This window comes from Rhodococcus sp. IEGM 1372 (genome assembly GCF_030056835.1).
Lineage (GTDB): Bacteria > Actinomycetota > Actinomycetes > Mycobacteriales > Mycobacteriaceae > Rhodococcoides.
Genome location: NZ_JASHKS010000004.1, coordinates 74990 through 93812 on the forward strand (window position 1 = coordinate 74990; position 18823 = coordinate 93812).

General features: G+C 66.0%; 17 protein-coding genes. 12 read left to right on the forward strand and 5 right to left on the reverse strand.

Annotated features, from left to right (window positions below; genetic code table 11):
- Positions 1–31: 31 nt before the first annotated feature.
- From QM590_RS06870 to QM590_RS06900, 7 genes are all read left to right on the forward strand, one after another.
- A complete protein-coding gene (locus tag QM590_RS06870; RefSeq protein WP_269594307.1) occupies positions 32–1639 on the forward strand; it encodes an ABC transporter substrate-binding protein in 1608 nt (535 codons plus the stop codon).
- Positions 1594–2637, forward strand: coding sequence for an ABC transporter permease (locus QM590_RS06875; protein WP_269594308.1), 1044 nt, complete (start codon positions 1594–1596; stop codon positions 2635–2637). Before QM590_RS06870 ends, QM590_RS06875 begins: the two co-directional genes overlap by 46 nt.
- Positions 2630–3448, forward strand: coding sequence for an ABC transporter permease (locus QM590_RS06880; protein ID WP_269594309.1), 819 nt, complete (start codon positions 2630–2632; stop codon positions 3446–3448). The genes QM590_RS06875 and QM590_RS06880 overlap by 8 nt, the downstream gene beginning before the upstream one ends.
- Positions 3445–4356 (forward strand): ABC transporter ATP-binding protein, encoded by a 912-nt coding sequence (locus QM590_RS06885; protein WP_269594310.1) that lies wholly within the window; start codon positions 3445–3447, stop codon positions 4354–4356. Before QM590_RS06880 ends, QM590_RS06885 begins: the two co-directional genes overlap by 4 nt.
- Entirely contained in the window at positions 4353–4988 is a 636-nt protein-coding gene (locus tag QM590_RS06890; protein ID WP_269594312.1) for an ABC transporter ATP-binding protein, read from the forward strand. Before QM590_RS06885 ends, QM590_RS06890 begins: the two co-directional genes overlap by 4 nt.
- Positions 4989–5111: 123 nt before the next feature.
- The gene (locus QM590_RS06895; RefSeq protein WP_269594313.1) at positions 5112–6554 is read left to right on the forward strand and encodes an amino acid permease; all 1443 of its coding nucleotides are present in this window, start codon (positions 5112–5114) and stop codon (positions 6552–6554) included.
- Positions 6551–7450, forward strand: coding sequence for a universal stress protein (locus QM590_RS06900; RefSeq protein WP_269594314.1), 900 nt, complete (start codon positions 6551–6553; stop codon positions 7448–7450). The genes QM590_RS06895 and QM590_RS06900 overlap by 4 nt, the downstream gene beginning before the upstream one ends.
- 4 nt (positions 7451–7454) lie before the next feature.
- Here QM590_RS06900 and speB read toward each other — a convergent pair whose 3' ends face one another.
- Positions 7455–8414, reverse strand: a complete 960-nt coding sequence (gene speB / locus QM590_RS06905; protein ID WP_149405281.1) for an agmatinase — start codon at positions 8412–8414, stop codon at positions 7455–7457.
- Between the two features lie 111 nt (positions 8415–8525).
- Between speB and QM590_RS06910 the strand changes: the two genes are divergently transcribed.
- Genes QM590_RS06910 through QM590_RS06920 form a run of 3 tightly spaced genes read left to right on the forward strand, consistent with a single transcriptional unit; the run spans position 8526 to position 11679 of the window.
- Positions 8526–9161 carry a helix-turn-helix domain-containing protein gene (locus QM590_RS06910; protein ID WP_269594315.1) on the forward strand — a complete coding sequence of 212 codons (636 nt, stop codon included), beginning with the start codon at positions 8526–8528 and terminating at the stop codon, positions 9159–9161.
- Positions 9161–9997 (forward strand): carbon-nitrogen hydrolase family protein, encoded by an 837-nt coding sequence (locus QM590_RS06915; RefSeq protein ID WP_269594317.1) that lies wholly within the window; start codon positions 9161–9163, stop codon positions 9995–9997. Before QM590_RS06910 ends, QM590_RS06915 begins: the two co-directional genes overlap by 1 nt.
- On the forward strand, positions 9994–11679 hold the full coding sequence (locus tag QM590_RS06920; RefSeq protein ID WP_269594318.1) for a flavin monoamine oxidase family protein: 1686 nt from the start codon (positions 9994–9996) through the stop codon (positions 11677–11679). Before QM590_RS06915 ends, QM590_RS06920 begins: the two co-directional genes overlap by 4 nt.
- Here QM590_RS06920 and QM590_RS06925 read toward each other — a convergent pair.
- On the reverse strand, positions 11595–12380 hold the full coding sequence (locus QM590_RS06925) for a YoaK family protein (protein WP_269594319.1): 786 nt from the start codon (positions 12378–12380) through the stop codon (positions 11595–11597). The genes QM590_RS06920 and QM590_RS06925 overlap by 85 nt on opposite strands.
- Before the next feature lie 28 nt (positions 12381–12408).
- Positions 12409–13905, reverse strand: coding sequence for a PucR family transcriptional regulator (locus tag QM590_RS06930; RefSeq protein WP_269594320.1), 1497 nt, complete (start codon positions 13903–13905; stop codon positions 12409–12411).
- Positions 13906–14036: 131 nt separating this feature from the next.
- Between QM590_RS06930 and gabT the strand changes: the two genes are divergently transcribed.
- Positions 14037–15401, forward strand: coding sequence for a 4-aminobutyrate--2-oxoglutarate transaminase (gene gabT, locus QM590_RS06935; protein ID WP_269594321.1), 1365 nt, complete (start codon positions 14037–14039; stop codon positions 15399–15401).
- Positions 15401–16852 carry an NAD-dependent succinate-semialdehyde dehydrogenase gene (locus tag QM590_RS06940; RefSeq protein WP_269594322.1) on the forward strand — a complete coding sequence of 484 codons (1452 nt, stop codon included), beginning with the start codon at positions 15401–15403 and terminating at the stop codon, positions 16850–16852. The genes gabT and QM590_RS06940 overlap by 1 nt, the downstream gene beginning before the upstream one ends.
- 88 nt (positions 16853–16940) lie before the next feature.
- Here QM590_RS06940 and QM590_RS06945 read toward each other — a convergent pair whose 3' ends face one another.
- Entirely contained in the window at positions 16941–17969 is a 1029-nt protein-coding gene (locus tag QM590_RS06945) for a Glu/Leu/Phe/Val family dehydrogenase (protein WP_269594450.1), read from the reverse strand.
- A gap of 249 nt (positions 17970–18218) precedes the next feature.
- Positions 18219–18698 carry an Lrp/AsnC family transcriptional regulator gene (locus tag QM590_RS06950; protein ID WP_269594323.1) on the reverse strand — a complete coding sequence of 160 codons (480 nt, stop codon included), beginning with the start codon at positions 18696–18698 and terminating at the stop codon, positions 18219–18221.
- Positions 18699–18823 lie beyond the last annotated feature (125 nt).

An 18823-nucleotide genomic window follows, 5' to 3' on the forward strand; every position in this document is an offset into this window, starting at 1 on the left:
GCGCGACTCGGCGTTCGACGAAGGTAGGTAGATGACACGACTCGGCTCGGTGACCGTCGTCGCGATCGCGTGCGTGCTGTCGGTCAGCGCGTGCTCGGCACCGTCGCAATCGGGAGCGGCATCGGCCGATGCACTGGTGTTGGCGGACGGTTACGAACTCGGCGGTTTCAACCCGGTCGCCGGGTACGGTGCCGCGGGCGAGGCGAAGATGTACGACGGGCTGGTGCGCATCGGCGGCGGCGACGGTCTGCCACCGCTCGAACCCGCACTCGCAGTCGAGGTTCCCACGGCGAACGACGACGCGACGGTGTGGACGGCGACGCTGCGCGAGGGAGTGGTCTTCTCCGACGGGTCCGCGTTCGATGCAGCCGACGTCGTCGCCACCTACGAGGCGATTCTGGATCCGGCATCGGCGTCCGAGGCGAGATCGTCGTTCGACATGATCGACGAGGTCGTCGCGATCGACGATTCGACCGTCGAATTTCGACTTGCCTATTCGTACGCGCCGTTTCCGACGAAGCTGCTCATCGGAATCGTCCCGTCGGAGGCCGTCGCGGAACCCGGGCTCGCCGCCGAATCCCCACTCAACCGCGCACCTGTCGGAACCGGCCCCTACGTTCTGGTGGATCCGTCACCGGATCGAGCCGAATTCGAGGCCAACGACAACTACTGGGGCGGTGCGCCCGAGGTGAAGAAGCTCACCCTTCTGTACGTCCCGGACGACAACACCAGAGCCCAGCGGATGGCGTCGGGCGACATCGACGGGACGAACCTACCGCCGCTTCTCGCGCAGAGCCTGGACGGACGCGAGGGAATGTCGTTGTCGGCCAATGTCTCCGCGGATTGGCGGGGTGTGTCGTTGCCGACGAATTCACCGGTCACCGGAAACCGGGACATGCGGCTCGCCCTCAATCTCGCCGTGAATCGACAGGCGATGACGGACGGGGTGCTCGGCGGATACGGCCGACCGGCGGCCACACCCGTTCCGCCGGTGTTCGGCGATTCCTACGAACCGACTGCGGTGTTCGAGTACGACCCGGCCGCGGCCCGCCAGATCCTGTCCGACGGCGGCTGGATCCCCGGTCCCGATGGCATTCGCACGCGTGACGGACAGCGCGCAGAGATCACCGTGATGTACAACTCGACCGATACCGTGCGTCGAGATCTGGCGCAGGCCTTCGCGTCCGACGCGGTGGCGGTGGGGGTCGAAGTCACCCTCGAAGCACTGTCGTGGGACCGGATAGACCCCAGGATCGGCGTGGATTCCACGATGCTCGGCGGCGGAGAAGAGCCGTTCGATGCCGATACGCAGGCATACCGCACACTCGACTCGTCGTTCGTCGCGCCGGGCGTCGGAAGTGTCTACGACAACGCGGCCGACTACTCGAACCCGACGGTCGACGCCGCCCTCGACACCGGCAGGCGCAGCCTCGACCCTGCGGTACGCGCGGAGGCGTACCGGGAGATGCAGCGCGCTTACGTGGCCGATCCGGGATACGTCTTCCTGGTCTTTCTCGATCACACGTACGTATCGAAGGATTCGGACTGGACGATGTCCGGCCCGGTACTCGAGCCGCACTCTCACGGCGTCACGTGGGGTCCGTGGTGGTCGTTGCAGACGTGGACTCGCGCGTCGTGACCGTCGATCGACGGCTCGACACGAAATCGCGCGGCATCGGAGCGATGGTGCGCCGTCGACTGATGCTGCTGGTTCCGGTGTGCGGTGTCGTCTCGCTGGGGCTCTTCGCCGCCGCGGCGGCGTCCCCGTTCGACCCGCTCGTCGGGTACCTCGGAAACCGATACACGACGACGACGGAGGCGGACAAGGCGTCGATGACGGTTGCCCTCGGCCTCGATCGGCCGTGGTTCGTCGCCTACTGGCAGTGGTTGCAGGGCGTCGTGACAGGAGATCTGGGTCAGTCGCGTTCCTACGGACAGCCGGTGAGTCAGGTTCTGGCCGAGCGTATTCCGTGGACGATGTTGTTGGCGGGAGTCGCGCTGTCGGCCGCGATCGCGATTGCGTTCACGGTCGGCATCGCTTCCGGCATTCGTGCCGGCGGCCGGTTGGACCGCTTCGTCGCCGCCGCGTGCGTCACCGTTCAGGGGGTGCCGCCGTTCGTGCTCTCGCTCGCCGCGATCGCGGTGTTCGCGCTCGGTCTCGGATGGTTGCCCGTGGCCGGACTCTCCGACGGCGGCAGCGATCCCACCCTCGGTGGAGTACTCCGCCATCTGCTGCTGCCCGCGTCGGTTCTGGCTCTGTCTCAGGTTCCGTGGCTGCTGTTGTCGGTTCGCGAGTCCATCGCGTCCGCGCGTGGCGAGGACTTCGTGGCAGGTGCGGTGGCTCGCGGCATTCCCACCGCCCAGATCACTCGCCGCCACATCGTGCCCGCCGCCTTGGCCCCGTTCGTCAACGTCGTCGGAGTTCGACTGCCCGAGTTGGTCGTCGGGGCAGTACTGGTGGAAGAGATATTCGGGTGGCCGGGCGTTGCAGGAGCTGTCGTGCAGTCGGCACGCGATCTCGACATGCCGTTGCTGGCCGTGCTGACTCTCGGAACCACTGTCGCGGTCATGCTTGGCTCTCTGCTCGCCGACGTACTGGTCGTGCGACTCGATCCGAGGGTGCGTGCGGATGGATAGGCGCACGGCGATCGCGAGCGTGGCCCTCGCCGCTCTGACCGTGTACGCGGTAGCGGTCCCCATGCTCGCGGGGGTGGACGATCGCGTCGTCGACTTCTCGTCGGCGAGGCTGGGGCCCTCGGCGCGGCATCCGTTCGGCACCGACTCGGCCGGCCGAGATCTGTTCGTGCGCAGCGCATCGGCCATCGGCACATCGTTGCTCATCGCGGTGGCCTGCGCGGCACTGGCAACGGTCCTCGGCTGCGTCGTCGGCCTGGCCGCGGGGGTATGGGGTGGGCGGGTCGATCGCATCGTCATGCGCAGCACCGACGCCGTCAACGCGCTGCCCCACCTGTTGCTCGGCATCGTGATCGTGGCGATGTTTCGCGGTAGCGTCGTCGCCATCGTGGCGTCGATCGCGTTGACACACTGGACCCAGGTGGCTCGCATCGTGCGCTCGGAGATCCTTCGGTTGCGCGAGCGAGAGTTCGTCGACGCGGCAATTCTGGCCGGGGCCAGTCGTTTTCACGTGGCAACACGACACTTCGTTCCTGCCGTCGTACCCCAGGCCATGATCGCCGTCGTCCTGTTGCTCCCACACGCGGTGTGGCACGAATCGACGCTGTCCTTCCTGGGGTTCGGGCTGCCTCCACACGAGCCGAGCCTGGGTACCCTCCTCGAGGAAGCCCGCAGTTCTCTGCTGCTGGGGAGTTGGTGGACCTTGGTGTTCCCTGCCGCGATACTGCTGGTCGCCACGCTGTCCGTGGCCGTGCTGGGTTCGGCACTGCGGGCGCGGGTGACGCCTGCGCGTCCGTCGGAGCTTCGCCTGTGACCCGTGGTCTGTCCGTCCGAAACCTGACCGTTCGCATTCCGATCGGTCGACGGTGGGTGCATGCCGCCTCCGATGTCGATCTCGAGGTTCCCGCCGGAACCGTGACCGCTCTGGTCGGCGAGTCGGGCTGCGGCAAATCGATTCTCGCGGCGACGGTGATGGCGATGTTGCCGGTCGGGACGACCGTGAGCGGATCGGTCCTGGTCACCACCGCAGAGCGAAAATTCGACGTGACGAGTGCGGCAGGGTTTCGGGGCAGGGACGTCGCGCTCGTTCCGCAGTCTGCGGCAACACATCTCACGCCGACTCGAACCGTCCGATCGCAACTGGACGAGACGATCGCCGCGCACGGAGGGCCGTCGACGTCCGATCGGCTCGCCGAGCGGGTGGGGCTTGCCCCGGCACACCTCGATCTCCATCCACATCAGCTCTCGGGTGGAATGGCTCAGCGGGTCGCTCTGGCCGGAGCGCTGGCCGCGGATCCCACGGTGATCGTCGCCGACGAGCCCACCTCCAACCTCGATCGCGCGGCCGTCGACCACGTGCTCGGGCTACTGCGGGCGTGCGCGGACGACGGCGCAGCGGTACTGCTGATCACCCACGACCTGTCGTCGTTGATCAGGACGGAGGTCGCCGATCGCATCGCCGTCATGTACGCCTCGCGTCTCATGGAAACGGGACCTGCCGCGTCGGTGCTCGAGAATCCCCTGCACGACTACACCCGGGACCTGCTGGACGCGCTGCCCTCTCGCGGGATGACTCCGCTCCCGGGATCGCCGCCCGAGTTGACCGACCTTCCCGACGACTGCGTCTATCACCTCCGCCGGCCACTGTCTCCACACTCCGGTGGACCCACTGAAATGGTGACGGTGGGCGCGCGGTCGTACCGAACGAGAGTGCACCGATGAGTCTGGACGCGATGGCCGTGAGCGCCGGTTACCCGGGTGGCCCCGATGTGTTGACACAGGTCAGCGTTTCGGTCGAACCGGGAACGCTCACGGGGCTGACCGGCCCGTCGGGTAGCGGAAAGACAACCCTCGCGAGAGTGCTTGCGCTGCTGCAGAAACCTCGAACCGGATCGGTGCTGCTCGACGGAACCACCGTGCGAGGCGTCGGGTATTCGGTACCTGCGACGTCACGCGCACAGATCGCGCTGCTGTTCCAGTCTCCACGGCAGGCGACGGATCCGCGGATGACCCTGCGCACGATCATCGAGCAACCCGGGGTCATCGCCGGGCGCTCGGTCGATGTCGCGGATCTGGCAGAGCAGGTTGGCCTGACCGCGGACCTGCTGTCCCGTCGACCACACCAGGTCAGCGACGGGCAATTGCAGCGCGCCTGTGTCGCACGGGCGTTGGCGCAACGCCCGCGCTATCTGATCTGCGACGAGGTGACGTCGATGCTCGACGCGGCGACGACGGCGTCGATCGCCAGATCGGTCGAACGACAGGCCGTCGACGGCGGACTCGGTGTGCTCGTGATCAGCCACGACGAGGATCTGTTGGACGCTCTGTGCTCTTCCGTGCACCATCTGAGCTGAGAACCACATCGAGAACTCGCGGAGACGAGCGAGCCGGTTCGGTGTGCGAATCATTCGATCGGGGAGCAGAATCAGCCGAACCGGTTGATTCGAGAGTTTCTCTCCACGTTGGGAGTCGCCCACATGACCTCGTCGAACAGACCTGCATCGAGTCTGCGATCACAACTGCTTCGCAAGAAGCCGATCGTGGATCCGGACCAGCAGAACAGTGGCGGGCTGGAACGCACCATCGGCACGTTTCAGCTGACGATGTTCGGCGTCGGTGCCACCATCGGTACCGGCATCTTCTTCGTCCTGTCGCTCGCGGTTCCCGAAGCCGGTCCTGCAGTGGTGCTCTCGTTCCTGGCCGCGGGTATCGCGGCCGGTCTCGCAGCTATCTGTTACGCCGAAATGTCATCGGCGGTGCCGGTTTCGGGCTCGACCTACTCCTACGCGTACGTGACGATGGGCGAGGTGGTCGCGATGGGCGTCGCCGCCTGCCTGTTGCTCGAGTACGGAGTGTCCAGCGCTGCCGTCGCCGTCGGGTGGAGCGGGTACCTCAACGAGTTGTTGAACAATCTCTTCGGCTTCACCATCCCGCACGCGCTGTCCGCTGCCCCGGGTGACGCCGATCCCGGCATCATGAATCTGCCTGCGGTCGTGCTGATCGTGCTGTGCGCCGTTCTGCTCATTCGCGGTGCGAGCGAGTCGGCGGCCGTCAACGCAGTCATGGTCGTCATCAAACTCGGCGTGCTGGCTCTGTTCGCGATCGTAGGATTCACCGCCTTCGACTCCGGCAACTTCTCCGACTTCATGCCCCTGGGTGCAGCAGGTGTGACCGCGGCCGCCGGCACGATCTTCTTCTCGTTCATCGGACTCGACGCGGTGTCCACCGCGGGCGACGAGGTGAAGGATCCGCAGAAGACCATGCCGCGGGCCATCATTGCGGCGCTGATCGTCGTCATCGTCTTCTATCTCGTCGTCGCCGTGGCCGCCCTTGGCACTCAGCCCTGGACCGACTTCGCCGGCCAGGAGGAAGCCGGGCTGGCGGAGATCCTGCGTAACGTCACCGGGCAGGCCTGGCCGGCAACGATTCTGGCTGCAGGTGCGGTGATCTCCATCTTCTCGGTGACCCTGGTGACGATGTACGGGCAGACTCGCATCCTGTTCGCCATGGGCCGAGACGGCATGCTGCCCAAAGCTTTCGCCAAGGTCAGTCCTCGTACGCACACCCCGGTCAACAACACGATCGTCGTCGCCGTCGTGATCTCGATCCTCGCCGCGTTCATTCCGCTCGACAAGTTGGCGGACCTGGTGTCGATCGGCACCCTCGTCGCATTCATCGTCGTGTCCATCGGAGTGATCGTGCTGCGCCGCTCGATGCCCGATCTCGAGCGGCCGTTCAAGGTTCCGGGATACCCGGTGACTCCGGTGCTGTCGGTCCTCGCGTGCCTGTACATCCTGTCCGGGCTGCACTGGACCACGTGGTTCTGGTTCGGGCTCTGGCTCGCAGTGGTGTTGGCGTTCTACTACTTCTGGGGTCGGCACCATTCGGCATTGCGTGGTGCAGGGCAGGACGCGCGATGAGCGTGCTGATCGCGTTCGCACCGGGGAAGGGCAGCGTCGGTGCCCTCGATCTCGGTGCCCAACTCGCTCGGTCGACCGGTGCCGACATCGACGTGGCGACGGTGGTTCCCAAGCCGTGGTCGACGCCGTCGATGGCCCGCGTCGATGCCGAGTTCGCTGATTGGGCGGCGGCAACGGCAGCCGAATCCGAGGCGAAGGCGCGGCACTATCTGCAGGAGAAAGCGCCCGACATCGCCGCGTCGTTCCACCGCCTCGCGCACCGCTCGGTGTCGACGGCGTTGACCGATGCGGCGGACAGTCTCGGGGCCGCGGTTCTGGTTCTCGGCTCCTCGGGCGACGGCGCACTCGGGCAGGTCGTCGTCGGGTCGACCGCCGACAAACTGCTGCACTCGTCGCCGGTGACGGTGGCGCTGGCCCCGCGCGGCTATCGCGTGCGCGAGCGCGCGACTCTGACACGGATCACGTGCGCGTTCTCCGGTGACAGCGAGGCCTCGCGCGTGGTGGGACCCACCGCCGAACTGGCCAGGGAAGCAGGCGTTCCGCTTCGTCTGGCGTCGTTCGTTGTCCGCGGTGCGACGATGTACCCGCCCGAAATCGGGCTGCGCGCCGAGGACGACGTAGCCGCCGAGCTGTCCCGGGGGCTCAGCGAGGCGCTCACCGCAGCAGAGGACGACGCGGTTGCGGTGGGACTCCCGGTCGATCGGGTGACGACCGAGTTGGCCTCGGCCGGCAGTTGGCGCGAAGCCCTCGACGAATTGCACTGGCAGGACGGCGAAGTACTGACCATCGGATCGTCCGGGCCACTGGGACCCATCGCTCGGGTGTTTCTCGGTTCCCGGGCGACGAAGATCATCCGTCATTCGCCGGTGCCGATCCTGGTGCTGCCGCGGCGGTGACGTCCTATCGGTTGAGGGCGAGAACCGACAACAGCTCGTAGGCAACATGCGCCGCAGCGATTCCGGTGATCTCGGCGTGGTCGTAGGCCGGCGCGACCTCGACGATGTCGGCACCGACCACGTTCAGGCCGACGAGTCCGCGCAGAGTGTTGAGCAACTCTCGGGAGGTCATGCCGCCGGCTTCGGGAGTGCCGGTGCCGGGCGCGTGTGCTGGGTCGAGAACGTCGATGTCGACCGATACGTAGACCGGGCCGCCGTCCAGACGTCTGCGCATCCGCTCGACGATGCTGGCGACACCGTCGACCTCGTAATCGTCGGAACGAATGACCTGGAAGCCCAGAACTCGATCGTCCTCGAGGTCCTGCTCGCTGTAGAGCGGGCCGCGAATGCCGATGTGTTGCGAGCGTTCGAGATCGATCAGGCCTTCCTCACTGGCTCGTCTAAACGGGGTTCCATGGGTGTAGGGCGCACCGAAGTACGTGTCCCACGTGTCGAGGTGAGCGTCGAAGTGCAGCACTGCGATCGGTCCGTGGTCCCGGGCGAGCGAGCGCAGAATCGGCAGTGCGATGGTGTGATCGCCGCCGAGGGTCAGAACCGAGGAGCCGTCGGCGCGCAGGTCGGTCACCGCGTCGTGCACCGTGGTGAGAGCCTCGGTGATGTCGAACGGATTGACTCCGATGTCGCCGAAGTCCGCAACTTGCTGGCGGGCGAACGGCGAGACCTTCAGGGCAGGGTTGTAGGGCCGCAACAGTTTCGAGGCAGCGCGGATGTGCCCCGGACCGAAACGTGCGCCCGGGCGGTAACTCACGCCGGAATCGAACGGGACGCCGAGGATGGTCACGTCGGCTCGGGACACCTCGTCGAGGCGCGGGAGCCGAGCGAACGTGGTGGGCTCGGCGTAGCGGGGGACCTTGGTCGCGTCGACCGGACCGATCGGTGGGTGCTCGGGACTACTCGGGTTCATCGAGAATTCCTTCCGAATTTTAAGGAGTCCGGTGACAGTGGAGTCGACCAGTTCGCCCGGCAAGCGTTACTCTGATGCACGATCTTGTCAACACGAGTTTCCTGAGAGGCGATGACGGTGTCGATTGCTGCTTCGGTCGAGAACGACGCGCCACGTATCGGCGCGCGGCTGAAGGAAGCGCGCAAGAAGAAGCGGCTGACTCTCGACGCCCTCGCCGATACCTGCGGGGTGACCAAGGGGTACCTGTCCAAGCTCGAGCGCGATCAGGTGAACGCATCGGTCGCATCGTTGGTTCGGGTCTGTGCTGCGCTCGACGTTCCGGTCGGCTCCCTGTTCGACGACGCCCCCGCCGGTGAAGTGGTGCGCGCGCAATCGTTGCCGCGCATCATGTTCGGGGGAACGGCGATGACGGAGTATCTGTTGACCCCGGTCGGGGAGCGGCGGGTCCAGGTACTGCTGGGGGAGATCGAGGAAGGTGGCGGCAGTGGCGCGGAGGCGTACACCCTGCCGTTGGACGTCACGTTCGTACACGTGCTGTCCGGCGAGGTTCGAGTGACCTTCGAGGAAGATCCAGGCGGTGCCTTCGGCGGCGACGACGTGCTGCTCGGACCGGGCGATGCGTTCACGTTCTCGCCGCGACGCCCGCACAGTTTTCGCAGCGACAGCAGTGGTGGTGCCCGGGTCCTGTGGGTGCTGGCACCCGCGCTGCCCGAAGAGTTGCACAACAGGAAACGGGAGTTTCGCTGATGACGGTCATCATGTCGCTGTTCCAAGGGCCGGAGTTCTCCGCCGACGTCGAGGCCAACCTGTCGGCAATCGATGCCGCGGCGCGCAGCGCAGCCGAAGCAGGCGCGTCGATGCTGGTGACCCCGGAAATGTCGGTGAGCGGTTACGACATCGGGGATCTGGTGCGCGAACGAGCCGAAACGTTCGACGGTTCGATCTTCGAGCGCATCGCCTCGATCGCGCGAACACACGGTGTCGCAATCGTGTACGGATACCCCGAACTCGGTCATTCGAATCACGGGGGCGAGGCCGTGTTCAACGCGGTGCAGGTGGTCGACGCATCCGGACTATCGGTCGCGCGTTACCGCAAGACGCACCTGTTCGGGGCCCTCGATCGCACTCACTTCACTCCGGGGCCGGACCTGGTGGTGCAGTTCGACTTCGGCGGGCTGCGGTGCGGTGTACTCACCTGCTACGACGTCGAATTTCCCGAAGCCGTTCGCGCGCACGCCGATGCCGGCACCGAATGGTTGATCGTTCCCACCGGTCTGATGACCCCGTTCGAGATCATCGCCACTCACGTCGTTCCCACGCGGGCGTACGAGAGCCAACTGTTCATCACCTACGTCAATCGCTGCGGCACCGAGGCGAGCCTGAGGTATTGCGGGCTGACCTGTGCCGTCGGGCCGGGTGGCAACGACCTCGCGCGAGCCGGTGAACACGAAGAACTGCTGACCTTCGAGCTGGATCCGGCCGAGCTCGCTCGATCGCGTGCGGTCAACACCCATCTGGCCGATCGCCGCACCGACCTCTACCCGACAGGACCCTCACGGGCCGAGCAGGAGACCGACCGATGACCACACCCGTCACCCCGGACAGCGCAATCACATCCGAGGACGACCAGCCGCTCACGATGTTCGGCCCGGACTTCCCGTTCGCGTACGACGATTACCTCGCGCATCCGGCCGGCCTTGGGAGCATCCCCGACGCGGCCCTCGGTACCCGGGTCGCTGTGATCGGCGGCGGACTCGCCGGTATGGTCGTCGCCCACGAATTGCTGAAGCTCGGCATGGAACCCGTTGTGTACGAATCGGATCGGATCGGCGGACGGATGCGCTCGGTACCGTTCGACGGGCACCCGGGTGTGGTGGCAGAGATGGGCGCGATGCGTTTTCCGCCGTCGTCGACCGCGCTGTTCCACTACCTCGACGCCGTCGGGCTCGAGACGACGCCGTTTCCGAACCCGCTGGCCGAGGTGACCCCCAGTACGGTGATCGACCTCAAGGGCGAGAGCCATTACGCACGCAAGCTCGACGATCTCCCGCCGATCTTCGCCGAGGTCGCCGACGCGTGGAACAGGACGCTCGAGGAACACGCCGAGTTGATTCCGCTGCAGCGTGCCATCCGCAGGCGAGACGTGGCCGAGATCAAGCGGATCTGGAACGAGCTGATCGTGAAGTTCGACGATCAGACCTTCTACGGCTTCCTCGCTGCGTCCGAGCACTTCTCGTCGTTTCGGATGCGAGAGCTGTTCGGCCAGGTCGGTTTCGGAACGGGCGGATGGGACACCGACTATCCCAACTCGATCCTCGAGATCCTTCGCGTCGTCATCACGGCAGCGGACGATCACCATCGCGGAATCGTCGGCGGATCGCAGCAACTACCGATGCGATTGTGGACCGACTCGCCGGCGAACATGGCGCACTGGCCCGCAGGCACATCGGTCGCGTCACTGAACGGCGGCACCACGATGTCGCGCGTCACCGAGATCAGGCGCACCGACGGCGGCACCACGATCCACGACGACCGCGGCAACATCCGCACCTACGCCGTCGCCGTCGTGACCGCCCAGAGCTGGATGCTGCTGAGCAACATCAGATGCGACGACGATCTGTTCCCCATCGACCACTGGACCGCCATCGAACGCACCCACTACATGGGGTCGACCAAGGTGTTCGCACTCGTCGATCGGCCGTTCTGGAAGGACAAGGATCCGGTCACCGGCCGCGATCTGGTGAGCATGACGCTGACCGACCGAATGAGCCGCGGCACGTACCTACTCGACCAGGGTGAGGGTAAGTCCGGGCTGATCTGCCTGTCCTACACGTGGTCCGACGACTCGCTCAAGCTGCTGGCCCTGGATCCGACCGAGCGCATGAACATCATGCTGCGATCGCTGGAGGAGATCTATCCCGGTGTCGACTTCCGTAGTCACATCATTTCCACGCCGGTGACTCTGTCCTGGGAAACCGAACGCGATTTCATGGGCGCATTCAAGGCGAATCTGCCGGGCCACTATCGATACCAGGAAAGACTGTTCACCCATTTCGTGCAGCACGATCTCGAACCTCGACACCGGGGGATCTTTCTCGCCGGCGACGACATCTCGTGGACGGCAGGGTGGGCCGAGGGAGCCATTCACACCGCACTCAACGCGGTGTGGGGCGTCGTGCATCACTTGGGCGGTTCGTCGGCAGACGGCAACCCGGGACCGGGCGATGTGTTCGAGTCGATCGCTCCGCTTCGGTTGGGCGACTGACCTTTCGGAGACAACGACCTGGGTGTGCGCTCGTCGAACACGAACAGTGCCAGAGCGACGGTCAGCATCACGGCTACGACCCAGATCGCCCGTAGCCCGAACAGCTCGACCGCGAGTGCGCCGAGCAGCGCCCCGCCGAAGAATCCGGAGATCACCGCGCCGAACCGTCGGGCGCGGGTGCCGGCCTCCAGGTCGTGTTCGACCACCCGATGGAAAGCCGCCATCGCCATGCTGCGGAGATTGCCGGTCGTCATCGTAGTGTTGAACGGCGAATCCACCAGCACACGAAAGGTGGTCACCTGCACGCCGGCGACGTGCGCGAGGATCACCGAGACCACCGCATCGGGCACGGTCGCCGGCAGAAATCCGACGACGAGGACCACGAGGATCTCGAACACCAGCACCGCCCGCACCGGTCGTCGGACGATCCTCGCAACCGCGGGCAGCGCGATGAATTCTGCGGTCGCGACCCCCAGGACGAAGGCCGCCAACGGGGGTAGGAACGCGAGCGCATCGACCCACCGGCCGGCGGCGACATCGACGCCGAGCAGCACGACGTTGCCGGTCTGCGCGCCGGCGAACACGCCGCCGCGGGTGATGTAGGTGTACGCGTCGAGGAATCCACCGACTGCCGCCAGCAGTACTCCGAGTCGAACCGATTTCGCAGTGGCGACGGCAATGTGGGGCTGCGGCGTGCTCATCGAGAAATACTGACACGATTGCCGATGTTCACGATGTCGCGGCAAGCAGTGAGAGCAACAATTCCGCCCGCACCCGCGCCGACGTCAGATCGACCGACAGTAATTCTTCGCATCGGGTGATCCGGTTTCGCAGCGTGTGGCGATGAACGGAAAGATTCGCCGCAGCGGTCTCCCAATGTCCGTTCGCTTCGAGGAAAGCCCGAAGCGATCCCACCAGATCGGCGGTGTGGGTGCGGTCGTACTCGGACAGCACTGCAATGGTCACGGCGGCCATCGCGCGCAGCGACTCCTGTACCGGTTCGGAGGCCAACAGCATCGATCCGGTGAACTCGACGATCCGATCGCCCGAGCCGGCCGCTGCGCACGCGAGCGAAGCCTGCTTCAGAGCGACGGGAGTCTCGGTGATGGGGAGGCTGGAACTGAGGCCGACGCGCACCGACCTCGGCAGTGAATCGAACAGTCGGGCAACGATTTCGGAGTCGTCGGTACCGCGGAACAACACCACCACACCGGTGTCGGTCTGCCGAGTGAACGTGGGCCGCGCCCTGGCTCGGCACTCGGCATCGATCGCCTCCACGATGCGCTCGGACGGTCCACGGACAACGGCGACCCTGATGCGAGAGTCGTCGTCGGCGGCGTCGACGAGATAGCTCGGTAGCGCGGTGCCGTCGGGGGAGGGCAGATGGCCGTCCAGCAACAATCCGAGCGCGAGCGTGTTGAGTCGCGACTGCTCGGCGCGCAGCCGCGTGGGCTTCTCGAGTTCGAGGGTCACCAGCGACACCGCGTGCCCGAGCAGGATCTGCTCGACGCCCGTCACCGGGCCTGCGGTGCGAATGGCGAGAAAGCTCGACGCCCCGCCGGAGATGGCGACCGAATGCAGAGTGACGGTGCACCCCGGTTCGCTGACCGACACCGTGGCCGGTGCCGACGACGGGCGAATGCTGCGGGCGACGTCGCGGGCGCGCTCTACGAGATCGGCTGCGGCGGCGGGATGGAACGATTCGGTGCGATTGCCGATCAGCGCCACCGATGTGGACGTGGCGACGGCCAGTTCGCGAACGATCGCGTCGACGCCGCCGTGCAGTGCTGCCCTGGTGATGCGGGTCTGGACCGACGCCGCACGCAGAACCTGCTCGTATTCTTGCTCGGCTATGCGTTTCATGACCGCTCTGATGACGGCGGCGAACGGGATGTCGTAGGGAACCTCCACGACGGGAAGCCCGACATCCTCGGCGGTGTCGAGAATATGACGGGGAATAGTGCTGTGGGACAACCCGACTCCGAATCCGAGGCAGGCGACACCCGCGGCCGCCAAGGTCCGGACGTAGGTACCGAGAGCTGGGCCGTCGGCGTCGAAGCCGAGTCCGGTCGTGAGAATCAGTTCACCGCCGGACAGCCACGGACTGGGATCGATGAGTTCGGTCGCCTGCGCGAAGGTGATGGGCGCAGCGCTGCGCTCCGGTCCGCCGCGGTGACTCAGGCGAAGGTGTTGCTGCCTCAACAGCCAGGACATCTGCACGCTCACCGGTGAAACTGTAGCGGGAGAACTGCCGAAATGGAGTGCAATGTGCCGTCGAGGTGTACGAAATGGCGTCCGGCCGTCGCGCTCGTCGAGTCGCATACTTGCACGACAAGCCCACACGAAAGGTGCGACCCATGGCCTCGATCGAGTACCGACTTCCGCAGGAGCGCAAGATCGTCACCGCCTTCCCCGGTCCGAAGTCGGCGGCCTTGGCGCAGCGGCGCAAGGCCGTCGTCGGTGCAGGCGTGGCGTCGACGCTGCCGGTGTACGTGGCCGACGCGGACGGTGGCGTCGTAGTCGACGTGGACGGAAACTCGCTGATCGACCTCGGGGCCGGAATCGCCGTGACCACCGTGGGTGCCTCGAACCCGGCAGTCGTTGCCGCCGTGCAGGATCAGGTCGCACACTTCACCCACACGTGCTTCATGGTCGCGCCCTACGAGGGCTACATCGAGGTCGCCGAGAAGCTTGCCGAGTTGACCCCGGGCGATCACGACAAGCGCAGCGTCCTGTTCAACAGTGGTGCCGAGGCCGTCGAGAACGCCGTGAAGATTGCACGTCACGCCACCGGGCGGTCCGCTGTCGTCGTGTTCGACCACGCGTACCACGGCCGCACCAACCTGACGATGGCACTGACGTCGAAGTCGATGCCGTACAAGAGCGGATTCGGGCCGTTCGCTCCCGAGGTCTATCGAGCGCCGATGTCGTACCCGTTCCGCGAAGGTCTGAACGTCGACGGTTCCGCGGTCACCGGTGCCCAGGCTGCGGCGCGAGCGATCTCCGTCATCGACAAGCAAATAGGTGCAGGAAGTCTCGCGGCCATCCTGATCGAGCCGATTCAGGGTGAGGGCGGCTTCATCGTGCCCGCAGAAGGATTCCTGCCGGCACTGGCGGATTGGGCACGCGAGAACGGCGTCGTCTTCATCGCCGACGAGGTGCAGTCCGGCTTCACTCGGACCGGGGCCTGGTTCGCCAGCGAGCACGAGGGCGTCGTACCGGATCTGATCACGATGGCGAAGGGCATCGCGGGCGGGATGCCGCTGGCCGCGGTCACCGGCCGTGCCGACCTGATCGATGCCGTGCACCCCGGTGGGCTCGGTGGCACGTACGGCGGTAACCCCGTCGCCTGCGCCGCGGCCCTGGCGTCCATCGAGCAGATGGAGACGCTCGAGCTCAATGCCCGAGCACGCGACATCGAACGCATCGTGTTCGAGCGACTGAACGCGTTGAGTGCCGAGGTCGGCATTATCGGTGAGGTGCGTGGCCGCGGAGCCATGCTTGCGCTCGAGCTCGTCGTCACGGGTGGGCGTGAGCCCAACCCGGAGGCCACCAAAGCCGTTGCGGCGGCGGCACTCGAGGCCGGAGTGATCGTGCTGACGTGCGGCACCTACGGCAACGTCATCCGGTTGCTGCCGCCCCTGGTGATCTCCGACGAGTTGCTCGATGATGCTTTGACCGTGCTCGAAGACTCGCTTCGCACTGTGGCGCAGGGGAACTGATGGGTGCTCACGATCTGATCTCCTCGCTGCCCACCGATCTCTGGCTCGGTGGTGTGCAGTCGACCTCTGCGTCGGGCGCACGATTCGCCGTGCTGAACCCGGCGACCGGCGAGGAGCTGATCACCGTCGCCGACGCCACCGCGGCCGACGGCATCGCCGCGCTCGACCGTGCCGCCGAGGCGCAGCCGGGGTGGGCGGCGACGCCCGCTCGTGAGCGAGCCGAGATTCTGCGGCGCGCTTTCGACCTGCTGCAGGAGCGTGCTGCCGATTTCGCTCTGCTGATGACACTCGAAATGGGAAAGTCGTTGGCGGAGAGCCACGGTGAGGTGAAGTACGGCAGCGAATTCCTACGCTGGTTCAGCGAGGAGGCCGTCCGAATCGGCGGCCGGTTCACCCCCGCCCCTGCGGGCAACGGCTCGATCCTGGTCAGCAAGTCGCCCGTCGGGCCGGTCCTGGCGATCACCCCGTGGAACTTTCCGTTGGCCATGGGCACACGCAAGATCGGCCCGGCACTCGCGGCCGGCTGCACCGTCATCGTCAAACCGGCCGAGGACACCCCGTTGACGATGCTTCTGCTCGGACAGGTGTTCGCCGACGCGGGGTTGCCCAGCGGTGTGCTGTCGATACTTCCCACCTCCGACGCCGCCTCCGTCACCGGGCCGTTGATGGACGACCCGAGACTGAGGAAGGTCACGTTCACCGGATCGACCGGAGTGGGAAAGCTGTTGGTGCGCAACGCAGCCGACCGACTGCTACGGACATCGATGGAGCTCGGCGGCAATGCGCCGTTCATCGTGTTCGACGACGCCGACATCGACGCCGCTGTCGACGGGGCGATGCTGGCCAAGATGCGCAACGGCGGCGAGGCCTGCACGGCAGCGAATCGGCTGTACGTCGCGAACTCCGTGCGGGAGGAATTCACCGCGAAGTTGACGGCGCGCATCGAGGCATTGACGGTCGGTCCCGGTGATCGGGAGGGCACCGACATCGGCCCGCTCATCAACGACAAGCAGCGCAGGACGGTGACCGCGTTGGTCGACGACGCCGTGGCCAAGGGTGCCCGGGTGCGTACCGGGGGCACGACGCCCGAGGGACCCGGCTTCTTCTACTCACCCACGGTTCTCGACTCGATTCCTGCCGACGCGAATCTGTTGCAGGACGAGATCTTCGGCCCCGTGGCGGCGATCATCGGATTCGACACCGAGGCCGAGGCCGTGGCCGCTGCCAACGACACCCGATACGGGTTGGTGGCGTACTTCTTCACCGAGAGCCTCGACCGTGCCCTGCGGGTGTCGGCGACACTGGACACCGGCATGGTCGGGGTCAATCGCGGTGCGATCTCCGACGCCGCCGCCCCGTTCGGTGGCGTCAAGGAATCGGGCTTCGGACGCGAGGGTGGTTCGGAGGGCATCGAGGAGTACCTCGAGACCAAGTACATCGCGCTTCGGTGAGGGTGCACATGGCGCTCCACTCCGCGGCCTGTGGCGCGGGTATCGCCGATTTACGGCAGGGAGTGGAGCGTCGTGTGCAGGCCGCTGGTCAGTGCCGCGCGGCGGCGATTCGATCCTCGGCCAGGCGATCTGCCGCGGCTCCCAGCAGGATGCCCTCTGTGCGGGCGATGGCGAAGATGCCGGCGACTGTATCGCGGATCTTGCCGATCGTGGCCATCACCTCGGCCGAATCCTTGCCGCGCAGTTCGCCTTCCACCTGGATCAGGCCACCGGCGTTGGCGACGTAGTCGGGTACCCAGACGATTCCGCGCGCAGCCAGCATGGCTTCGACATCGGGTGTGAGGAGTTGATTGTTCGCTGCGCCGCACACGATGGACGCCGACAACCGGGCCACCGAGGACGCGTCGAGAGTGGCACCCATGGCGCACGGGGCGTAGACGTCGATGTCGGCACCGATTATGTCGGATCCGACGGTGACACCGGGGAAGTCGGCAACGATGCGATCGAGGGCGGGCGCGTAGGAGTCGCTGACGATCACCTCGGCACCGGCATCGCGAAGCAGGGCGACGAGGTTGTAGCCCACTTTGCCCGCGCCCTCGACGCCGATGCGCTTTCCGGTCAGATCGTCCGAGCCCCAGGTCGATTCGGCTGCGGCCAGAAGAGAGAGAAAGACTCCGAGCGCGGTTTGGGGGCCGCTGTCGCCGGTCCCGCCTGCGGTGGTGTTCTTGCCGACGACGTGCGCCGTTTCTTCGGCGATGATGTCGAGATCGTCGCTGTTGGTGCCCACATCGCCTGCCGTCACGTACGTTCCGCCGAGCGACTCGACGAACCGGCCGTACGCGCCAAGCAGGGTCGGGGTCTTGATGGCGTTGGGGTTGCCGATGATCACCGCTTTACCGCCGCCGAGATCGACTCCCGCGACGGCCGCCTTGTAGGTCATTCCCCGGGAGAGTCGTAGTACATCGGTCAACGCATCCTGCTCGGATGCGTAGGGGTAGAAGCGAGTTCCGCCGAGAGCGGGTCCCAACGCAGTGGAGTGGACCGCGATGATCGCGCGCAGACCGGTGTCGGGATCCTGACAGAACACGACGCGTTCGTGTGCGGAGTCGCGCGGCATGTCGGGGCGATCGAAGACGCCCGTCGGCAGGGGATCGTTCGGGGTGGGTACGACGGCGGGGCGGTCGGCAACGATGGACACAGGCAGTCTCTTTCGGTGATGAGGCGGCGGTACCCGGAAATGGATGGTGTCCGGGAACATGTCCGTCGAAGAGTGCCGTGAACGTGCACGCTGGTCAACCACCGTCGCCGAGAACGTGCATGTTGCACTGTGGCGCGTGAATCGATTCGGCAGAGCTGGTCTGCCTGCTCAGCGCCGGCCCTCCTCGGCGAGCTGCTCGAGCAACGGCTTGGTGCGGTACTGGATCAACTCGCTCATCGCGATGGACATGTTGGTGCGCTCGACGCCGGGGATATCGAGGATGAGGCCTGCGATGCGATACAGGTCGTCGGCGTCGACTGCGGCGATGCGAATGTGCATGTCCGCAGCACCGGACAGTCCGAACACCTCGAGCACTTCCGGAATGGTGCACAGGTGTTCGGTGACCGCAGCCAGGGTGTGCTGGTTGACCTGAGCTGTGACGAATGCTTGCAGCGGGCGGCCGAGAGATTTCGGTGGAATGCGGTGATCGATCGGCGTGAGCGATCCCTTGTCGTCCCATCGACCGAGGCGCGCCTGCACGGTGTTGCGGGACAGGCCCAAGGTGGTGGCGAGTTCGACGCCGGTGGCTCGCGGCTTGGCGCAGAGGGCGAGGAGGAGTCGGGCGTCGGTCTTGTCCAGATCGGTCATTGCGCACTTCCTGTCGCTCGGTCGTTACCCAATATTGTGCATCGTGCGCAGTTCTGAAGTCAGCACTTGTGCACCCTGGCTGTCGGTGGTGTTCTTGTGAAGGACATCACACCACGACGGAGAGT

Excerpts from the sequence above, each read along its gene's own strand:
- QM590_RS06945 (WP_269594450.1), bottom strand. The coding sequence starts at position 17,969 with ATGCCGCGCGACTCCGCACACGAACGCGTCGTGTTCTGTCAGGATCCC.
- QM590_RS06950 (WP_269594323.1), bottom strand. The coding sequence starts at position 18,698 with ATGACCGATCTGGACAAGACCGACGCCCGACTCCTCCTCGCCCTCTGC.
- speB (WP_149405281.1), bottom strand. The coding sequence starts at position 8,414 with ATGAACCCGAGTAGTCCCGAGCACCCACCGATCGGTCCGGTCGACGCG.
- QM590_RS06925 (WP_269594319.1), bottom strand. The coding sequence starts at position 12,380 with ATGAGCACGCCGCAGCCCCACATTGCCGTCGCCACTGCGAAATCGGTT.
- QM590_RS06870 (WP_269594307.1), top strand. The coding sequence starts at position 32 with ATGACACGACTCGGCTCGGTGACCGTCGTCGCGATCGCGTGCGTGCTG.
- QM590_RS06915 (WP_269594317.1), top strand. The coding sequence starts at position 9,161 with ATGACGGTCATCATGTCGCTGTTCCAAGGGCCGGAGTTCTCCGCCGAC.
- QM590_RS06910 (WP_269594315.1), top strand. The coding sequence starts at position 8,526 with ATGACGGTGTCGATTGCTGCTTCGGTCGAGAACGACGCGCCACGTATC.
- QM590_RS06890 (WP_269594312.1), top strand. The coding sequence starts at position 4,353 with ATGAGTCTGGACGCGATGGCCGTGAGCGCCGGTTACCCGGGTGGCCCC.
- QM590_RS06940 (WP_269594322.1), top strand. The coding sequence starts at position 15,401 with ATGGGTGCTCACGATCTGATCTCCTCGCTGCCCACCGATCTCTGGCTC.
- QM590_RS06920 (WP_269594318.1), top strand. The coding sequence starts at position 9,994 with ATGACCACACCCGTCACCCCGGACAGCGCAATCACATCCGAGGACGAC.
- QM590_RS06880 (WP_269594309.1), top strand. The coding sequence starts at position 2,630 with ATGGATAGGCGCACGGCGATCGCGAGCGTGGCCCTCGCCGCTCTGACC.
- gabT (WP_269594321.1), top strand. The coding sequence starts at position 14,037 with ATGGCCTCGATCGAGTACCGACTTCCGCAGGAGCGCAAGATCGTCACC.
- QM590_RS06895 (WP_269594313.1), top strand. The coding sequence starts at position 5,112 with ATGACCTCGTCGAACAGACCTGCATCGAGTCTGCGATCACAACTGCTT.
- QM590_RS06900 (WP_269594314.1), top strand. The coding sequence starts at position 6,551 with ATGAGCGTGCTGATCGCGTTCGCACCGGGGAAGGGCAGCGTCGGTGCC.